Source organism: Haloplanus ruber (assembly GCF_024494725.1).
Taxonomy (GTDB): domain Archaea; phylum Halobacteriota; class Halobacteria; order Halobacteriales; family Haloferacaceae; genus Haloplanus; species Haloplanus ruber.
Genome location: NZ_JANHDK010000001.1, coordinates 486,500 through 505,648 on the forward strand (window position 1 = coordinate 486,500; position 19,149 = coordinate 505,648).

18 protein-coding genes are annotated in these 19,149 nt (G+C 67.6%); 11 read left to right on the forward strand and 7 right to left on the reverse strand.

Going from position 1 to position 19,149, the window contains the following annotated elements:
* Window positions 1-4: 4 nt before the first annotated feature.
* The 4 genes from NO878_RS02630 to NO878_RS02645 all read right to left on the reverse strand — a co-directional run bounded on the left by NO878_RS02630 (window position 5) and on the right by NO878_RS02645 (window position 2,555).
* Entirely contained in the window at window positions 5-343 is a 339-nt protein-coding gene (locus NO878_RS02630) for a DUF7113 family protein (protein WP_256404404.1), read from the reverse strand.
* Between the two features lie 73 nt (window positions 344-416).
* Window positions 417-1,367, reverse strand: coding sequence for an alpha/beta hydrolase (locus NO878_RS02635; protein ID WP_256404405.1), 951 nt, complete (start codon window positions 1,365-1,367; stop codon window positions 417-419).
* Between the two features lie 82 nt (window positions 1,368-1,449).
* The gene (locus NO878_RS02640) at window positions 1,450-2,022 is read right to left on the reverse strand and encodes an MMPL family transporter (protein ID WP_256404406.1); all 573 of its coding nucleotides are present in this window, start codon (window positions 2,020-2,022) and stop codon (window positions 1,450-1,452) included.
* Window positions 2,019-2,555 carry a DUF7344 domain-containing protein gene (locus NO878_RS02645; protein WP_256404407.1) on the reverse strand — a complete coding sequence of 179 codons (537 nt, stop codon included), beginning with the start codon at window positions 2,553-2,555 and terminating at the stop codon, window positions 2,019-2,021. The genes NO878_RS02640 and NO878_RS02645 overlap by 4 nt, the downstream gene beginning before the upstream one ends.
* A gap of 373 nt (window positions 2,556-2,928) precedes the next feature.
* Between NO878_RS02645 and NO878_RS02650 the strand changes: the two genes are divergently transcribed.
* The 5 genes from NO878_RS02650 to NO878_RS02670 all read left to right on the forward strand — a co-directional run bounded on the left by NO878_RS02650 (window position 2,929) and on the right by NO878_RS02670 (window position 9,724).
* Entirely contained in the window at window positions 2,929-4,443 is a 1,515-nt protein-coding gene (locus tag NO878_RS02650; protein ID WP_256404408.1) for a PGF-pre-PGF domain-containing protein, read from the forward strand.
* Between the two features lie 58 nt (window positions 4,444-4,501).
* Window positions 4,502-5,344 carry a hypothetical protein gene (locus NO878_RS02655; RefSeq protein WP_256404409.1) on the forward strand — a complete coding sequence of 281 codons (843 nt, stop codon included), beginning with the start codon at window positions 4,502-4,504 and terminating at the stop codon, window positions 5,342-5,344.
* 61 nt (window positions 5,345-5,405) lie between these two features.
* Window positions 5,406-6,551, forward strand: coding sequence for a signal peptidase I (locus tag NO878_RS02660; protein ID WP_256404410.1), 1,146 nt, complete (start codon window positions 5,406-5,408; stop codon window positions 6,549-6,551).
* An 86-nt stretch (window positions 6,552-6,637) separates the two neighbouring features.
* A complete protein-coding gene (locus tag NO878_RS02665; protein WP_256404411.1) occupies window positions 6,638-7,810 on the forward strand; it encodes a DUF5305 domain-containing protein in 1,173 nt (390 codons plus the stop codon).
* Window positions 7,811-7,900: 90 nt separating this feature from the next.
* A complete protein-coding gene (locus NO878_RS02670; RefSeq protein ID WP_256404412.1) occupies window positions 7,901-9,724 on the forward strand; it encodes an ATP-binding protein in 1,824 nt (607 codons plus the stop codon).
* Here NO878_RS02670 and NO878_RS02675 read toward each other — a convergent pair.
* Window positions 9,684-10,553, reverse strand: a complete 870-nt coding sequence (locus NO878_RS02675; protein ID WP_256404413.1) for a DUF3592 domain-containing protein — start codon at window positions 10,551-10,553, stop codon at window positions 9,684-9,686. The genes NO878_RS02670 and NO878_RS02675 overlap by 41 nt on opposite strands.
* Before the next feature lie 156 nt (window positions 10,554-10,709).
* On the opposite strand from NO878_RS02675, the gene NO878_RS02680 reads away from it, so the two are divergent.
* From NO878_RS02680 to NO878_RS02690, 3 genes are all read left to right on the forward strand, one after another.
* Window positions 10,710-11,780: a M20/M25/M40 family metallo-hydrolase gene (locus NO878_RS02680; protein ID WP_256404414.1), complete on the forward strand. Its 1,071-nt coding sequence runs from the start codon at window positions 10,710-10,712 to the stop codon at window positions 11,778-11,780.
* A gap of 74 nt (window positions 11,781-11,854) precedes the next feature.
* A complete protein-coding gene (locus NO878_RS02685) occupies window positions 11,855-12,343 on the forward strand; it encodes a 50S ribosomal protein L11 (protein ID WP_256404415.1) in 489 nt (162 codons plus the stop codon).
* Window positions 12,344-12,403: 60 nt separating this feature from the next.
* Window positions 12,404-13,732, forward strand: coding sequence for a nickel pincer cofactor-dependent isomerase, group 22 (locus NO878_RS02690; RefSeq protein WP_256404416.1), 1,329 nt, complete (start codon window positions 12,404-12,406; stop codon window positions 13,730-13,732).
* Here NO878_RS02690 and NO878_RS02695 read toward each other — a convergent pair.
* Window positions 13,729-14,829, reverse strand: coding sequence for an NADH:flavin oxidoreductase/NADH oxidase (locus NO878_RS02695; protein WP_256404417.1), 1,101 nt, complete (start codon window positions 14,827-14,829; stop codon window positions 13,729-13,731). The genes NO878_RS02690 and NO878_RS02695 overlap by 4 nt on opposite strands.
* A gap of 109 nt (window positions 14,830-14,938) precedes the next feature.
* Complete coding sequence (locus NO878_RS02700; protein WP_256404418.1) at window positions 14,939-15,634, reverse strand: TOBE domain-containing protein; 696 nt, start codon at window positions 15,632-15,634, stop codon at window positions 14,939-14,941.
* Window positions 15,635-15,856: 222 nt separating this feature from the next.
* Here NO878_RS02700 and NO878_RS02705 point away from each other — a divergent pair, with 222 nt between their 5' ends.
* The 3 genes from NO878_RS02705 to NO878_RS02715 are packed head-to-tail and all read left to right on the forward strand — an operon-like array spanning window position 15,857 to window position 19,027.
* Window positions 15,857-17,023: an extracellular solute-binding protein gene (locus NO878_RS02705; protein WP_256404419.1), complete on the forward strand. Its 1,167-nt coding sequence runs from the start codon at window positions 15,857-15,859 to the stop codon at window positions 17,021-17,023.
* A gap of 52 nt (window positions 17,024-17,075) precedes the next feature.
* A complete protein-coding gene (locus tag NO878_RS02710) occupies window positions 17,076-18,056 on the forward strand; it encodes an ABC transporter permease (protein ID WP_256404420.1) in 981 nt (326 codons plus the stop codon).
* On the forward strand, window positions 18,053-19,027 hold the full coding sequence (locus tag NO878_RS02715) for an ABC transporter ATP-binding protein (RefSeq protein WP_256404421.1): 975 nt from the start codon (window positions 18,053-18,055) through the stop codon (window positions 19,025-19,027). The genes NO878_RS02710 and NO878_RS02715 overlap by 4 nt, the downstream gene beginning before the upstream one ends.
* Window positions 19,028-19,149: the final 122 nt, after the last annotated feature.

Below are 19,149 nucleotides of genomic sequence, written 5' to 3' on the forward strand. Positions count from 1 at the left end.
GCGCTCAGTCTATCGGATCGGCTTTCTCGATTTCGACCGACACCGTCGATTCGGAGACGCCGACCCGCGCAAACTGGGTCCGCAGATGCTCCTTTGCCGCCTCGACTGCCTGCTCCCGGGTGTCGAATCCGCGCGGCATCGGCGACTCGAAGGCGACCTGGATCTCCTCGCCGTCGATGTGTGTGGTCGATCCGCCGCTCTCGACCTCGTAGAACTCGTCGCACACCCATACGTAGGCGGCGTCCTCGTCGGGCGCGCCCCGAAAGCTCGGCGCGCGCTCACCCCGTTCGTACACCGTCCCGGTGAGCGTCGTGTCCCCGCCCGTGCCGCGGATCAGTAACATTACCGTCAGATACGCGTGCGCAACATAAAAGGCGTGTGCGGCGGCTATCGGTCGCGAGAATGCGGCCGGGGTCTCAGCCTTGGTCGAAGGCGGTCGCCAAGCCGTCGGCGATCACCTGGCGCGCGTCTGCCGCCCGGTCGAGATCCGGGAACGAGGCGAACACGTGGACCATTCCCGGGTAGTTTTCGTGGGTCACCGACACGCCCGCCTCGCGCAGGCGGTCGGCGTATTCCGCGCCCTCGTCCCGCAACGGATCGTAGCCGGCAGTGATCACTGTCGCCGACGGCACCCCAGACAGATCCGTGGCCCGGAGCGGCGACGCGTAGGGGTTTGCGCCGTCGATATCGTCTCCCAGGTAGCGCTCCCAGTACCAGCGCATACTCGCCCGCGAGAGCAGGTAGCCCGCCGCGTTCTCGTCGTAGGACGCCGTGTCGAACGCGTAGTCGGTCACCGGATAGAGCAACACCTGATGGGCGAGTTCCGGGCCGCCGCGTTCCCGCGCCAGAAGCGTCACCGCGGCCGCCAGATTGCCGCCGGCGCTGTCGCCGCCCACCGCCACCCGATCCGGGTCACCGCCGACGATTGCTGCGTGATCGGCCGCCCACGCCGTCGCGGCGTAGGCGTCGTGGACCGCCGCCGGGAACCGGTGTTCCGGCGCTCGCCGGTAGTCGACCGAGACGACGACACAGTCGGCCGCCTCGGCGAGGAGGCGACAGAGGCCGTCGTGGGTGTCCAAGTCACCGCGAACCCAGCCGCCGCCGTGGAAGTACACGAACACCGGCCGGGCCGCGTCGCCGGGCGGCGTGTAGGTTCGAATCGCAATCGGCACTTCGGGGTCGCCGCCAGGACCCGGGATCGAGAGGTTTCGAACCCGGAGGTCGTCGTTCGGCGGCTCCTCGGTGACCAGCAGCTCCCGGAGCGCCTCGCGAGCACCGTCGACCGAGAGCGAGGCGGTCGGTGGAAGGTCGACACGGGCGAGGATAGTCTCCGCTTCAGGGTGGAGGTCAGGGCTACGACCGGTCACGGGCGATCACTCCGAGTGCGGACGTCACGTCCCATGGCCCGGTTGGCGGTCCGTGTCCGTATAAAACTCCGGACGGGGGCGATCAGCCGTCGGCCGCCGTCTGGTTGCGCGTCGTCGTCCCCGTCTCGTTTCCGCTGGCACTGTACGTCCCGGGACAGTCGACGGCGTACGTCTGTGTGCCCCCGGAGACGTCGACGTTCGGTCCCGTCGCTGCGTCGAGTTGGACGCGCAGCGAGTCGGCACCGGAGACGTTGCTGGCCGTGGGCGGATTCACTCGTATCTCGGCTGCGTCACCGGGGTCGTACGATCCCCCGACGGTCAGATCGAGCGCCTTACCCGGCCGTAGTTGTTGAACCTCGCCGTCAGTCCCGCCGACACGGACGTACCCACCGACCGCCTGTACCGTGACGTCGATCTGTTCGACGGTAGTGTTTTCGGGAAGCCGGTTGCGAACGAGCGTCTGGTCGTCCCCGGCACTCCCCGGCCCGCACTGCAGGCGTTCGCCGAACGCCAGATACGCTTCCGACGGTTCGGCGACAGTGACGTTCACGCTCCGATCCGGCGAGGCTGTGGAGTACCCCCCGACGCCGAAGGCGAGGCCTACGGCTACACACAGCGCGAACACCGCCACGAGCCGTCGACGTTGGCGACTCATCTGTCGACTTCCGGTGGTGGTCCCTCCGATCCGAGCCGCATCCCTCGGGTGTAGTAGGTGTGGATCAGTGCTAGTGTGGCGATGGCGGCGACGGTGAAGGTCGCACAGCCGACGTGGGTCATCCCAGACAGCATCGGGAGACCGAGGCCGTGACCGAGGGTCACGGCCCCTGCCAGCGTCCCAACACCGAGGTAGTAGAGGCTCCAGGGGAGTTCGTGACCCTGAACGACCTCTAGGTAGAGGTCGACGTCGTTCGCGTCGTCGGTGAGTTCGACCTCGCCCGCGCGCTGATCGAAGATCACGAGGTTCAGATCCGCCATCTTCGGGAGGTGAAACTGCTGGAGCGAGGTGTAGACGTTCTTGCGTGCGTCCGATCCCACCGCCGCGACGTCGATATCGTTCTCCCACGCGGCGACGTGTTCCGCGAGGGTACCCAGTGCTGCCCGCTGTCCGTTCCGCTGTAGGTAGTGGATGACGAACCGTCGCCGTCGGTTGCTCAGTACTTCGTATACGTCGTCCCGTGCGAGGCTCATATCGTTCGGATCCCCCCAGGTTCACACATTCCGGACAGGCTACACTCTCCCCTCCCTTCCACATAAGTAACCGTTGCTGCCGGGTATTTCAGGCCCGGCAAACCGGTTCTCAAGCTCCCCCTGAACAACCTCTGTAGCCAGCTAAAACCGGGAATTCACGTGTTTATCGGGGTTGTATCCGCCGTTCACGGATAGACCGGTGTTCGTGGGCGCCGCCGTTGGGTCGGCGGCCGAACCGCGGGCGCTGACCCGTGGCATCCCTCCTCGTCTCCGTCGGCGACGGAGGACACGTGCTACTCGGGGCCCGTTTGATAGCGTTCAATAACCCTACTACCAAGTGAATACCCCACCGATGGAGTCGCACGGAGAACGGATGAGACCACGACGTTTTCTCGCCGTCCTCGCTCTTCTCGTCGCGGTAGCTCTTGCGCTTCCAACCTTCGCTGCCCCACTCGGCGACCCCGTCGGCGACGGCGTCAGCGTCGTCACCACCAACAGCACCAACGCCGAGTACGTCCGCGTCACCGGTGACGGCGAACTCACCCTCGATCTCGCCACATCCAATCCCGCGCTCTCCGGCGCTGGCGTCAACGCCGAGGCCGTCACCTACATCGACGATGCCTTCCGCGTCCGCTACGACGGTGATCGGTTTGCGAGCGTGTGGCTCACTACCGAGGCCGACGGCATCGCCTTTCGTGCCCGTGGCGCACGCCTCGGCTCGCGCGCGGACGCGATCAGACTCAACCCTAATGGCTCCGCCTCGGTCGGGGTCGTCGTCGACACCACGACCGGCACTCCGCCCGAGGACGCCTCCTTCTCCGTCGAGGCACGGGTGGCCGAAGCGGGTGACGTGACTGACGGTACGGCGTCGAGCGGCGGTACCGGCGGCAGTACCGGCGACGGCTCCGGCGAAGAGACGCTGATGCAGGTGGAACACCCCAGCGCCACCAGCCGGACGGTGACGGTCGAAAATGCCGTCGTGGGACGGCCGAACACGGCGGCGATGGATCGCCTCGTGGTGGACCGCGAGGGAGACGGCGTCGTCACCCTCGACGAACTGACGGTCGTCGGCCAAAGCACGCTGGAGATGGACGTATCCGTAACCGAACCGGACGCCGCAGGGCCGCTCCCGGCCAGCACGTCGATGCGGCCGGTTGGTGCGGTCAGGGTCGAGGAGCGGCGGGGGACAGTCGACCAGGCGATCTTCCGGTTCGCGGTCGACCGGGCGTACCTGGCCGCGACCGGAGTCGATCCCGAGTCGCTGACCCTCTACCGGTACGACGGGAGCGAACGGTCGGAACTCGACGTCGAGGTGGTCGGCCGGAGCGGAGGCGACGTCTTCCTCGAAGCCGACACGCCGGGGTTGTCGACGTTCGTCATCGCGGCGGCGGCTCCCAGTATCCGGGTCGAAGCGGCCGAACTCCGGCCTGCGACCGTCACCCCCGACGAACGGACGACGGTGACGGCGACGGTGACGAACGACGGACGCGTGGCCGGCGAGCGAACGGTCGCGCTGACACTGGACGGTGATGTCGTCGGGGAACGACGTGTGACGCTTGCTCCCGACGAGTCGGCACAGGTGACGTTCCGGGTCCGGGCCCCGGGAGGCACACACGATGTTCGCGTCGGCGCGGCCGACGCGGGTCGCCTCGTCGTCGAGGGAGCGACGCCGGACGGCGGGGCCACGCCGGTTGCCTCGAACCCCGCGGAGAACGTCACGGAAACGCCGCCCGCTGTGTCGCCGGAGGCGGCCGACACGCCCGCCGTATCGACCGACGAACCGGTGGCCGAACCCGCGGGAGGGTCGCTGCCGGCGACAGCCGCGTTCGTCGCCGGGTTGCTCGCGTTGCTCGTGCTCATGGCCCTCGCCCGTCGCGTCCGGCGGTGACCTCCGTCGACGAACGGCGGAGCCGAGGGCTTTTCCGGTGACGGTGACGTCCTCCGATATGCTCCCGCGGTCACCGTTTTCGGTGGCAGTGCGACGGGCGATCCGCGGCCGGGACTGTCTGGCCCTCGCCACCGTGCCTGTCGTCCTTGTCGGCGTCTACCTCTCCCCGGAGCCGTTCCGCCGATCGCTGACCTTCTCGTATGCCGATCCGGCGCCCCTGTCGGCGGTCGCCGCCCACTTCGTCCACTTCGCACCCGAGCATCTGCTGGTGAATCTCGTCGGCTACGTCGTCCTCGCCGGGTGTGGCTACCTGCTCGCGGCGCTCGGAGGCTGTCGGCGGCTGTTCGGCGTCGCGGCGGCGACGTACCTGCTCGCCTTTCCGCCGATCCTGTCGGCGCTAAACCTCGCGGTCCCGCGTCGTGCCGTGGGCTACGGCTTCTCTGGCGTCGTCATGGCCTTCGCTGGGGTACTCCCGGTCGTGCTGTCGGTGTACGCGGGGCGGCGATTGGACGCCCGGGTCCGTCCGCGACACGCACCGACGCCCTTCTTCGCTGCGCTGGCGCTAGTGGCGCTGTCGCTCCCGCGAACGCCGCTCACCCTCGGTCTCGCGACGGCGGCGGGTGTCGCGACCATCGGGTACGCGGTGTCGGTCGCGTCGGCGCTCCGCGGAACGGACCCGCCCGCGACGCCCGCCGGACCGCGAACCGGATGGCTCGACGCCTTCATCGTCGGGGTCGTCGCCATGTTCGGGTACGTCGCCGTCGGGTTCGCCGTCGCCCCGACCGTCCGGGGTGGCGTCGTCAACCGCTACGTCCACTTACTCGGGTTCTGTCTGGCCTTCATCGTCCCGTACGTCGGGGTGGAACTCGGCCTCTTCAACGTGGCGGAGGCCGCCGAATGACCGTCACTGTGGCCGGCGTCGACCCAGGATTTTTCTCGTCGACCACCGTTGGTGCCGGTGAATGTCACCCCGTCGCGTCCTCGCGTTGGGGGTCGAGGCCGCCGTCGTCGTCGTCGCCATCTCGCTGGTCGCCGGCCAGGTGCTCGGCTACCCCGTCCTCCTGAGTTACGTCGAGACGGGGAGTATGGCGCCGACGATGGAACCCGGCGACGGCTTTGTCGCGGTGCCGGCACCCCTCGCGGGCGACGTCGGCGAGGGCGACGTGATCACGTTCCGCGCCGAGGAGATCCAAGGTGGCGGGCTCACTACCCACCGGGTCGTCCGCGAGACGGAACGGGGCTACATTACGCGCGGTGACGCCAACCCCTTTACCGACCAGCAGGGGACCGAACCGCCGGTGACGGACGAACAGATCGTCGCGCACGCGCTGCAGGTCCGGGGGACGGTCGTCGTCCTCCCGAACTTCGGGACCGCCGTCGTCGCCGTGCAGGATGCCTTAGCTGGCGCTCAGCGGTGGCTCGCGGCGACGTTGGGCACTCGGTCGCTGCTCGGAACACAGGGGCTTACCTACCTGTTGTTCGCCCTCTCGGCGCTCGCGTACGTCCTCGACCTGCTTCTGGGTGGTGAGCGTGACCGAGAGCGGTCTCGGAGCCGTACCGATGGCGTCTCGACGCGACTCGTGATGGTGGGACTTGCACTACTCGTGATGTCGACGGCGACGGCGGCGATGGTCGTCCCCGCGGGCACACAACAGTTCGGGGTCGTCAGCGCCGAGTTCGACGCCGAGGACCCGACGACCATCCCTGCCGGCGAGTCATCGACAATCGACTACGGCGTCCCCAACGCGGGTCTCGTTCCAGTTCACGCCTACCTCGAACCGGGGAGTGACCGGGTAGGGGTCGACCGGCGGCACGTCTACGTGCCGAGTCGCGGGACGGAGACGGTCGGTCTGACGCTCACGGCGCCGCCGGAGACCGGCTATTACCGCTACTATCTCACCGAGCGGCGGTATCTCGCGGTGTTGCCGGCGTCGGTGATCGACGGTCTCTATCGGCTTCACCCGTGGGTGCCCATCGTCGTCATCGACCTCGTCCTCGGTGTCCCCTTCTACGTCCTCGGCGTCTCTCTGGTCGGGACGGGACGCCTTCGGACCCGGTCGCGGGACCGTCCCTCTCGTCTCCGTCGCCTGTGGACCCGGTTCACCTGATCGGCGGCGTCGGTCTACCGGCCCCGGCGGCGCATCTCTCCTCCGTTCCTCAACTTTCTTGTCGCCGCCCCGGAAAGTAGGCGTTCATGGCGTGGGGGAGCGACTGGCCGCGAGGCCGTATCGTCCTGTCAGAGTGGTTCGTCGTCATCGCCGCCGTCGCGGCGATGTTGGCCCTTGTCGGAGGGGCCGTGACGTACACCGCGTACGCCTCGCCGGGGACGACCGTCGAGGAACGCCAGGTGTCCTCGTGGGAGGGTAACGGCACCTACACCACGACGGCTCGGGTGACCGAACCAAACCCGCTGTATCCGGTCGGCACGGAACTGTCGGAGCGCCCGGCGTATTTCCTCTCGGTGAGCCCACGGATGCAAGGTCGGTTCGCGTTCGGCTACGAGGCAACCGATGACGGGTCACTCGACGTGACCGCGGAGAGTCGGCTGGTGATGCGCTCTATTGCGGAGTCAGATGACGGATCGCCCGTCGAGTACTGGCGCATGGAGGAGTCCATCGACTCGACGCGGGTGACGGGGGTACCACCGGGACGGTCGGTCGAACTGACCTTCGAGCGCAACGTCTCCCGGACGCTCGACCGGATGGAGAACGTCTCGGATCGACTCGGCGGCTCGCCGGGGTCGCTCCAACTGCGCGCGGTGACCCGCGTCCGAATCGCCGGCGAGGTGAACGGACAGTCGGTGAACCGCTCTGCCGAGTACACGCTGCCCATCGAGACGGACCGATCGACCTACCGCCCACGGTCGACCCAGGGGTCGGCAGTCACGGGATCGACCACCGAGCGAATTACCCGCCAGCAGACGTACGGGCCGCTGTGGCGCCTCGGTGGACCGGCGGCGACAATACTCGGTCTCGTCGCCTTTGTCGGTCTCCTCTATGGCCGCGCGGCCGGCCGGTTTGCCGTCACGGACGCCGAACGTGAAGCGGTTGCGTTCCGCACGACCCGCGAGGAGTTCGACGACTGGATCACTGTCGCCCGGCCCCCGGAGTCGGTGTTCGACCGCCCGCAGGTCGACGTGGCGGATCTGACAGGGCTAGTCGACACCGCCATCGACACCGACGAACGGGTGTTCGAGCATCCGGACGGTACCGCGTACTACGTCCTCCACGACGACTGCTGTTACGTGTTCGAGCCGCCGACCGCCTCGACGGATCACGCTGTTCCGGGCGACGGCCCGACCGAGGGCGAGGACCCCTCACCCGAGGCCGCCGACGGCTCACAGGACGCGCCCGACGCCGATTCGTGAGGGACTGGCCTCCCCTGTCGTCGCCCGGGAAGACTGCGCGGCGATGCCCTTGCCGAAAGGCGTTTCACCCCCACTTCCGTGATAGAGGATATGTCCGATCTCGGGGATTTCACGGAGGTGTCACCCGGCGACTCGTCGGCCGACGGGGCGTCGACCGGCGACGACGATCCGACGGCGGCCGGCGAGGCGGCGTCGAGCGACGACGCCGACGCGGACTTCGACACCTACGACGTCTCGCCGGCCGGGGCCGACCACGGTCTCGGCTCCATCTCCGTCTCCCAAGGGCTCCGCGTCGCTGAGGATGGCGACGATACGGCGCTAAAGGCGTTCATCACCAGTGACAACCGCGAATCGGTTCGTCTCGGGAAGTACGTGATCGTCCCCTATCCGGACGACGAGACGCTCTTCTCCCGTATCACGGCCTTGGAGTACGCCCAAGAGTTCGAGGCCGACGACGCCACCGAAATCCACGCCCGACGGGCGATGCGCCGCGACGACTTCACTGAACGCGATTACAAGTTTGTGGCGACGCTCGATCCCGTCGCAGTGCTGTTCTCGGAGGGCGGAGAGTTGAAACGCCGGATGACCGACCGGGTGCCGAAGCCAGGGGCGGTCGTGGGCGAGGCGACCGACGCCGAACAGATCAAGACGGGGCTTGCCATCCCCGCCGATGGCGTCTTTCTCGGCCATCTCGCCGTCGGGGGCGAGACGGTGCGGACGGCCGCGACGCCGCCGACTATCGACTACCGACTCACGGACGACTACGCCGACGGCGACCCACTTGTCTTCCGGCACACCCTCGTTGCCGGCGGCACAGGGTCGGGGAAGACCCACGCCTCGAAGAACGTCCTCCGCCAGTACCTCGACGCGTCGTATCCGATGGACGACGGCCGCGAGGTGCAAACGGCGGTGGTCCAGTTCGACCCCCAGGACGAGTACGCCCAGATGCACGACGACAACCCTGCGATGGACGACGACTTCGCCCGCCGCCTCGACCGCGAGGGGGTTTCCCACGGCGGCCACGACGACACTGTCGCTCTCGTCCCCGAGGTCGATGGGGCGTCGTACGGGGGCGCCACCCACCGCGCCGAGCAGGTCCCCTTCACCGTCCCGTTCCGAATGGTCCGGCGCCGGCCGTGGCTGGTCGCGGGTGCCCGCCTCAACGACAACCAGTACCAAGCGCTCGATTATCTCCTCGACCGCTTCTTCCGCGATTACGGCGACAAGGCGACCTACGACGCGTTCACCTCGTTTCTCGACGACCCTGCGCTCCGCGAGGAACTCGACGAGTCCGGGCGCATCCACGAGGCTACCTTCGACGCCGTCCGGCGGCGGGCACTCGGGAGCGCCTTCTCTCGGGTGTTCGACCGCGACGCGCGCCCCGTAACCGACTTGGTTCACGAACTCGTCCGCCCCGGTGGCTTGACCGTCGTCCCCACGTACCACGTCAACGACACCCGTGCAACCGAACTGGTCGTCCTCGCGGTGGCGAGTCTGCTGGTAGACGAGAAGCTATCGAATGATCCCACGTACGACCGTATCAAGGAGACACCGCTGATCGTCGGGATGGACGAGGCACACAACTTCCTGACCGACGCCGAGAGCGTTCAGGCCCGGAAGGTCATCGGGAAGTTCACCGAGGCGGCCAAACAGGGCCGGAAGGAACGACTCGGTCTCTTTCTCATCACGCAGGACCCGCAGGATATCGCCGATTCGGTGTTCAAGCAGGTGAACACGAAACTGGTGCTCAACCTGGGCGACGAAGACGCCATCAGCAGCGTCAACATTCCGTCGACGCTGGAGGACAAGGTGCCGTACATGGAGAAAGGGCAGATGGTGGTCTACTCGCCGGACAACTCCGAACCCGTCGAACTCACCGGGTTGCCGGTCTGCGTGACCCGACACGGCGACTGAACGGAGCGCCCTCGACGGCTGGCGTCACAGCGGCGGGTAGAAAACCTCCGCGAGTACGAACAGGAGGACCCACGCCGTCACGAACGCGAAGCCGGTGAGTCTGACTCGGCGGCCGTACTCGCTCAGATCGTCGTGACGCGTCCGGAGAATCGTGACGAGACGCGACGGATGCCGGAACGGACTCGGCGGCGTTCAACACGGCCGCGACGAGGGCGACGAGCGAGACGAGCCCCGCCACGCTACAGCCCACGATCAGGCGAACTGCCAGCCGGTGTACGGTCGCGGCCTCCACCCCGAACGTCGACGGCGACGTCACGTCGCTCTCGGGGCGGAGATCCGTCTCCCGCCCCGGGTGTTGCGCGCCGCGACTGTCTAGGCCAAGCAACAGCAACCCGACAGCCCCAGCACCGACCGCCCGAATCGGCCAGGGCGTCCGCTCCGGTATCAGGAACCCCTTGCTCGGGTCGTCGGGCAGGACGTAGGCCCGTACTGTCGTTCCCGGCGTGTAGGGGTCGATCACCGATTCGACCCTCGACCGTCGGTCGTACCGCGACGTTCTGGGGCCGGGAAACACCTGGTCGCTGGTGTACGTCTCCCCACGGTACCGGTACGTGTACTCGACCCGTGGGACGTACTCGATGCCGCGCCCGGTCTCACGGCGGTCGGTTCCTGCGTCGGTAACCGTCGCTTGGACGGCCACCGCGTTGGAGAGGGCCTGCGACTGTTGTACGTAGCCGTAGCCGCCGTATCCGACGAGGCCGACGAGGAGGGCGAGGACGATTCGCTTCCGCGAGAGGTGAACCGCCGTTTCGCCGACGGGGACGTTCATCTCACCCGGCACGATGGCGGGGCGGCAGTAGTAGCGTGACGCCGGGTACCGGATCGCTTCGCGGGTCGTTCCGTCCGCGCGCCCGAGAACCGGTCGTTCGCCGCCGCTCCTCCCACGGATCGCTGGGTTCTTGCCCGCGTCGTCCTACCCCAATATATGACACTCGACCCGGATCGCCGGGCGTTCCTGCACCGCCTTCTGGAGACACCGAGTCCGTCGGGGTTCGAGACGCGTGGCCAGCGCCAGTGGGTGGACTACGTCAGCGACTTCGCGGACGAGGTACGGACCGACGACTACGGCAACGCGGTGGCGGTCCACCGCGGCGACGCGGCCGTCGATACGTCCTTTGCGGTCGCCGGCCACGCCGACGAGATCGGATTCATCGTCCGCCGGATCGACGACGACGGCTACGTCCGTATCGGCGCCATCGGCGGCGCCGACCGCACCGTTTCGAAGGGGCAACACGTGACGATCCACAGCGACGACCCCGTGTCCGGCGTGGTCGGCCAGACGGCCATCCACCTCCGGGAGACGGGCGAGGAGCGCTACGACGACATCGGGGAGCAGTTCGTCGACGTGGGCGCGACCGACGGCGACGAGGCCCGTGCCCTCGTCTCGGTCGGCGACCCAGTTACGTTCTCGACGACGGTCGAGGACCTCCACGGAACCCGGGTGGCGGCCCGTGGTCTCGACAACCGTATCGGCGTCTGGGCGGCCGCCGAGGCGCTCAGGCGGGCGGCCGCGGCCGACGTCGACGCGACCGTCTACGCCGTGAGTACGATCCAAGAAGAGGTCGGACTGCAGGGCGCGCGGATGATCGGGGTCGATCTCTCGCCCGACGCGGTCGTCGCGGTGGACGTGACCCACGCCACCGACTCGCCGGGGGTCCCGGAGAAGCGGCGAAGCCCCGTCGAACTCGGCGGCGGTCCCGTCGTCTCGCGGGGGAGCGCCAACCACCCCGTGCTCGTCGACCTGGCGCGGACGGCCGCCGACGACGCGGACGTGGACGTACAGTTCCAGGCGACCGGGAGCCGTACCGGCACCGACGCCGACGCCTTCTACACGGCAGGGGGTGGGACCCCGGCGCTGAATCTCGGCCTGCCGAACCGCTATATGCACACGCCGGTCGAGGTGATCGACGAGACGGACCTCCGTGACATGGGGGCCGTCCTCGGCGCGATGGCCGAGCGAGCGGGTGACATCGCGGACTTCGCGGTCGACGTCTGACCGCCACGTGAGCGGGGGACACGGCCGTGAGCCGAAAGAAAACCGTTAAAAGTCGGCCCCGGGTTTGGTTCGATATGGCTGGAACTATCGAAGTGCTCGTTCCCGGCGGCGAGGCCACCCCCGGCCCGCCGCTCGGACCGGAACTCGGTCCGACGCCGGTCGACGTGCAGGCCGTCGTCCAGGAGATCAACGACGAAACCGACGCGTTCGACGGCATGGAAGTGCCCGTCACCGTCGAGTACGACGACGACGGCTCGTTCACTATCGAGGTGGGCGTCCCGCCGACGGCCGAACTCATCAAAGACGAGGCCGGCTTCGAGACGGGAAGCGGCGAACCCCAGGAGACCTTCGTCGCCGACCTGTCCGTCGAACAGGTACAGAAGATCGCCGAGCAGAAGCAGTCGGACCTGCTCTCCTACGATCTGAAAAACGCCGCGAAGGAAGTCGTCGGTACCTGCGTCACGCTCGGTGTCACCATCGAGGGGAACGACCCCCGACAGTTCAAGGAACGCATCGACGAGGGCGAGTACGACGACCAGTTCGTCGACGAAGCGGCCGCGTAACGCCTCCCGACCCCGGGTGGACACCGCGGGTTTCTTTTCGACGTCCACGCTATCTCCGGTATGACCGACTCCCTCGTCGTCCCGGAGGACACCGTCGCAGACGCCGTCGGCGAGACGACGTTCCCGCGCATGGGCGTGATCGAACAGGTCTGGGAGACCGATCCCATCCCGCCCACGGACATCGAGGAACGGGCCGCGGCCGCCGTTGCCGACCTCGATTTTTCGACGGTTCCCGAGGGCGGTGAGGTCGCCATCGGCGCCGGCAGTCGCGGCATCGCCAACCTCGGGGCCATCGTTCGCGGGGTCGTCGACGGTGTCCGCGAACGAGGATACGAACCCTTCGTCTTCCCCGCCATGGGGAGCCACGGCGGGGCGACCGCCGCGGGACAACGAGAGAAACTCGACACCTTGGGCGTGAGCGAGGAGTCCGTCGGCTGTAAGATTCGGGCGACCATGGACGTCGAGACAGTGGGCAAGACGCCCGAACGTGGCGTGCCGGTGTACGCCGACGCCAACGCCGTCGCCGCCGACGGGATCGTGATGGTCAATCGGATCAAACCCCACACGGACTTCGGCGGCGAGGTGGAAAGCGGCCTCTCGAAGATGCTCGTCATCGGGATGGGCAAACAGAAGGGCGCGAAGATGGCCCACGACTGGGCGGTCGACTGGAGCCTTCGGAACATGCTCCCCGAGATCGCGAGCCAACTGCTCGATGCCCTCCCCGTCGCGGGCGGCGTCGCGGTCGTCGAAGACGAACACGACGATACGACACTGATAGAGGGCGTCCCTGCCTCGGGCTTTCTGGAGCGTGAACGCGAACTCCTAGAGACCGCCTACGACCGCATGCCGACACTGCCGTTCGACGACCTCGATGTCTTGGTCGTCGACCGGACCGGCAAGGACGTAAGCGGGCAGGGGATGGACACGAACGTCACCGGCCGGCGGCATTTCACGATCAACGAACCGGAACCGGAATCGCCGACGATCAAGCGGATCTTCCTCCGGGGGTTCACCGGGAAGACGAAGGGTAACGCGATGGGGATGGGCCAGGCCGATTTCGTCCACCGCGAAATCCTCGACGGCGTCGACACCTCGAAGTCGCTGATCAACGCCATCACGGCGAGTACCGTCCGCGGCGTCAGACTGCCACCGGTCGTCGAGAACGACCGCGCGGGGCTTCGGGGGACCCTCGGCACCATCGGTCCCGTCGCCGGCGACGAGGCGCGTGTCCTGCGGGTCACGGACACGATGCGACTGGAGCGGTGTTACGCCTCCGAACCGCTGATCGAGGCGGCGCGGGACCGCGACGACCTGCGGGTGATCGCCGAGCCAGAGGAGCTTTCGTTCGATGACGGCGAGTTCGTGGCGCCGACGCCGGACGGCGACTAGAAGGCGCGGTCGTACTGGGACGGCACCTCGATGCCGCCGGCGTCGAGGCGGTCGAGTTCTTTGGCTGCGTGCAGCGCGAAGTACGGATCGCGGAGGTGTTCACGGCCCACGATAGCCAGGTCGCCGCGGCCGTTCCGAATCAGGGCGTCGGCCTGTTCGGCGGTCGTGATGCCGCCGACGGCACCAACCGCGATATCCGTCTCGGACTCCTGTCTGACCCGTCGTGCGTAGCGCTCCTGATACCCGGGGCCGGTCGACGGAATCGACTGGTCGGGGTGAATCCCGCCGGCGCTCACGTCGATCAGGTCGACGCCGAGGGGCGCGAGTTCGTCGGCCAGTCGGACCGAGTCCGCGACGGTCCAAGCCTCGCGGTCGTCGAGCCAGTCGGTCGCGGAAATCCGGACGAACAGCGGGGCGTCGTCGGGCCACACCTCGCGAACGGCGTTCGTCACCTCGCGGAGGAGTCGGGTGCGATCCTCGAAACTGCCGCCGTAGTCGTCGTCGCGGTCGTTGGTGACCGGCGAGAGGAACTCGTGGAGGAGGTAGCCGTGGGCGGCGTGAATCTCGGCGACCCCGAACCCGGCATCGCGTGCGCGTTCGGCGGCGGCGCGGAAGGCGTCGATCACGTCCTCGATGTCAGCGGCGCTCATCCGCCGGGTCGCCGTCTCGCTGTCCTCGTAGGGCCACGGGTCGGCGGAAGGCGCGATGGTCTCCCAGCCGTCGTCGCCGGTCAGCGGGTTGCTTCCCTCCCACGGGCGGGTCTTTGAGGCCTTGCGGCCGGCGTGGGCCAGTTGGATACCGGGGACGCTTCCTTGGTCCCGGATCGAGGCGGTGATGTCGGCGAGCGCGTCGGCGTGGTCGTCGCTCCAGATACCGAGGTCGTGGGGCGTGATCCGCCCGCGGGCCTCGACGGCCGTCGCCTCGGTCATCACGAGGCCGGCGCCGCCGACCGCCCGGCTGGCGAGGTGGGTGTGGTGCCAGTCCGTCGGGAGTCCGTCCCGGCCCTCACAGGAGTATTGGCACATGGGCGAGACCATCACACGGTTCGGAATCTCGGTGCCGCGTAGCTCAAGAGGAGTGAAGAGGTCTGCTGTCACGGATCGGCGTTCGACGCCGACGCCGATACACGTGTCGGAACCGGCAGCGTACAGCGGTTAGCGCCGTGTGAACGAGGCACGAGCGCTCCGCGCGTTGGGTGTCGCCCCGCTACTCGACCGGGACGCCCCGAGTGGCGGTGGCCTTGAACGAGGCGACGACGGGCGTCCCGCGGTCGAGGCCCAACTTCTCGACGCTGGTGACGGTAACGAGCGCCGCGAGCGACACCTCGTCGGCCACGTCGACAGTGACGAGAGCGACGGGCTCGCCTCGGTCGACGGTGCGGACGGTTCCCTCCAGACGGTTGCGGGCGCTGGTTCGGTCACCCTCTGGCGACCGTGAGGGACTCTGTAAGGTCACGGCGTCGGCGCGGAGGGTGAGCCGGGCCCCGGTGTCGGTCCCGTCGTCGTGGACGAGCGCCCGAACGGTGCCCGCCGCCGTCTCCACGGTCGCCAGTTCGCCGTCGTGGTCGACGACCTGTCCCGAGAGGACGGTCTCCTCGGTTTCGGCGATGCCACTGAATTCGGCGCTGAGCTGGTCGTACCGATTCAACAGCTCCCGAGCGAGGTCGGTCAGGTGACTGCCGCCGCCGCCCGAGCCACCGCGCTTGCGCGCCACTAGGTCACCGAAGCCCTCCTCCAGTTCGACGATCCGCTGTTGGCCCCGCGAGTACGAGCGGCCGAGGGTCGCTGTGGCGGCGTTGATCGACCCGTGGTCGTCGATGGCCCGCAGGAGCGCAACATCGCGCTCGGTGAGTGTCACGTCGCCCCGACCGATCCGGGCGTCGAACTCGGTCGAGAACTCCATGCCCGCTGATTCGGGGCGGCGGGTTAAATGCGTTGTCGCCACCCCGGCCGTTAGGCAATACGCACCCGTTCACGGCCGCCCCCTCGGGGCGAATCGGTGGTCTGACCGCCGGTCACACCCGGACCGCCAGTGTGTGGGACAAACCCAAACACCCTCCCAGGGCCCGACACGAGTAATCCAAAGCCATTATGTCTTATAGTAAGTAATCCCGTTGTGCTACCAATGACACAACGAGAAGAAAATGCAGATTGGTTGCAAGAGCAGAAAGAACACTGGGCGCAGGTCGTTCGCGGACGCTCGCGTCGTGACGTGCTGAAAGGACTCGGCGCGGCTGGGATGGCGGGGCTTGCCGGCTGTTCCGGTGGCGGCGGTGGCGACGAGGCGACGGCCACTGCGACGGCTACGGAGACGGAGGAGTCGATGGATTCGGGCGGCGAGGCGACGGACACGCCGACGGAGACCAGCACGCCGGAGCCGGAAGTTAGCGGCTCGATGACCATCTTCCACGCGGGTAGCCTCGCACCGCCGTTCAGCGAGGCCGAACCGGCGTTCGAAGAGGAGTACGGCGTCGACGTCACCCGTGAGGCCCAGGGATCGGTCGCGTCGACACAGAAGATCACCCAGCAGGGTCGCTCGGCTGACGTGCTCGGCACCTCGGACTTCCGGCTCATCCGTGACCGCGTCGTCCCCGACTTCGGTGACTGGTACTGCATCTTCACGACGAACTCGATGTCGATCCAGTACCGCGAGGACTCGCCCGGCGCGGACGAGATCTCGGCGGACAACTGGTGGGAGATCCTGACCCGCGACGACGTGACCATCGGCCACTCCGACCCCGCGGTCGACCCCGGTGGCTACCGCGCGGTCATGTCCCAGCAGCTCGGCATGATGGACTTCGACGGGTCGAGCCTCTACGACGAGGAGACCTACAACCAGCTTCGCGAGAACTCGGTCGTCCCGACGGGCACCGAGACGAACCTGGAAGGACAGCTCGAATCCGGCGAGCTGGACTACGTCTTCTACTACCAGTCCATCTCCGCCTCCTCGGGCCTGCCCTACATCGACCTGCAGCCGGAGGTCGACCTCTCGCAGGCGACCAGCGAGTACGCCGAGCACTACGCACAGGCGGAAGTCGAGACGGACAGCGGGACGTTCGTCGGCGCGCCCATCGCCTACGGGCTGACGGTGCCGAGCGTCGCCAACAACCCCGAAGCCGGCGCCGCGTGGGTCGAGTACTTCGGCTCCGACGCCGGCCGGACGGTCCTCGAGGACCTCGGCCTCGTGCCCGTCGACCCCATCGTCGTCCCCCAGAGCGGCCAGGACGCCGTGCCGGACCGCGTCATGAACGTCGCGTCGGCACAGAGTAACCTCGGACCCCTCGAACTGTAACGGGCAGTTCCGTCCGACACAGCTATATTTCTGACTCGGAATAACGAGAACAATGGCAACTAGTGCAGAGACTCGATTTTCACTGAGCGGGGTCAAGCGAAACTCGCTCGTCGTGGTGTTTGTCGCCGTACAGGCGCTCGTGTTCGCCGGTACCTACACGGTCGGTCGACCAACGTGGTACGCGTTTTTCATGATCGCCAGTACGGCGGTCACGGCCTTCGCTCTCGACGGCGACCGGTTCACCGTCGCGCTGGCGACGATGGGGAGCGTGTTGATGGTCGCGCTTGCGCTCCCGCTGTTTCTGTTCGTCTCGCGGCAGGTCCCGTCGCTGGTCATCGAACAGGCGCTCGATCCGGGCGTCCACCGTGTGCTCTATCTCGGCGTCTACGGTCCCCTACTCGCCGCTCTCGCGAGCCTCGTCTTCGGCGTACCGCTGGCGCATCTCCTCTCGAAGGGGTTTCCGGGACAGCCCCTCGTCGAGAGTCTGGTCGATCTGCCGCTGGTCGTTCCACACAGCGTCGCCGGCATCATCATCCTCTTTGGCTTCGGGAAGGGTGGCGCCTTCCCGAGTATCTCCGTCCTCGGGTCCATGATCGGCATGGTGTTGGCGATGGCGTTCGTGAGCGCTCCGTACGCGGTCAACGCGGCGCGTGAAGCGTTCGAATCAATCGACGACCGCCTCGAATACGCCTCTCGCATCCACGGTGCGAGCCGCTGGGAGACGTTCCGCCGGATCACCGGCCCGCTCGCGGTTCGAGGGATGGTCACGGGCGGCGTTCTCGCGTGGGCGCGTGCCGTCTCCGAGTTCGGCGCCGTCGCCGTCGTCGCCTACTCCGTCTCCTTTTTCTACCCGTTCGAGGGTGGGGAGGTGACGGCCCAGCACGCCCCCGTGTTCGTCTACAACACCTACCTGCAGGGCGGCCTCGAACAGAGCGGTGCCGTCGCCTTCCTCCTGCTTTCGGTTTCGGGGATTATCTTCCTCATCGTGCGCTATCTCACGACCGATACCACGACGACTGGGGGTGTCGTATGAGCCTCCACGCCGACGTGTCGGCGACGTTCTCCGCGGACGGCGCGGAGTCGTTCCACGTCGACGCCGAAATCGAGGTGGAACACGGCGAGAGTCTCGTCATCCTCGGCCCCAGCGGGAGCGGGAAGACGCTCCTGTTAGAAACCGTTGCAGGCTTTCATCCCCACGACGGTCCCGTCACGCTCGACGGCCGGCGCGTGAGCGACACGCCACCCGAAGAGCGCGACTTCGGCTTTGTCTTCCAGGACTACGCGCTGTTCCCGCATATGACCGTCCGCGAGAACGTCGACTTCGGGAGTCGCTACCACGGCGACACCCGCGACCCGGACGACCTGCTCGCGGAGCTGGGTGTAGCCGGGTTAACCGACCGGTATCCGCCCACGCTCTCGGGCGGCGAGAAACAGCGTGTGGCCTTGGCGCGGGCGCTGGCGGTTCGCCCCGCGGTCATGCTCCTCGACGAACCCCTCGCGGCGCTCGACGTGCCGACCCGGCAGTCCCTCCGTGACGACCTGGCGGACGTGCTGGCGGATGCGACGGCCGTCTACGTCACGCACAACCGGACGACCGCCCGCGCGCTGGCCGACCGCATCGTCATCATGAACGAGGGGAACGTCGTGCAGAGTGGCACCCCCGAGGAGATTTTCTACCGGCCGGAGTCGCCGATGGTCGCCCGCTTCACCGGGTCGAACGTGATCGACCTCGACGACGCACCGTCGCTCCGTGCGGCGTTCGACGTGGAGAGCGACGACGTGGTGACGATCCGGCCCGAGTCGGTCGCCTTCGGTGACGACGGCGACGTGCGCGGAACCGTCGAGCGTGTCGTCCGCGAGGACGCGACCAACCGCGTGACCGTCGCCGTCGACCGCGTGACCATCGAGACCTTCACCGAGCAAACACCCGCTGTCGGCGACGAGGTGTGGCTCACACTCCCCGAGAGCGACATTCACGTCTGTCGGCAAGCGGCAGCGGTCTGACCCAACGGTCACGAGACGGCCTCGAAACGCCCGTCTTCGGGGGCGTCGGCGCCCGGCCTTCGACGGACTTAAGTCCGCCATTCTCCACTCTCCGATGAGACAGGCCCACGCCTGTTTCACTG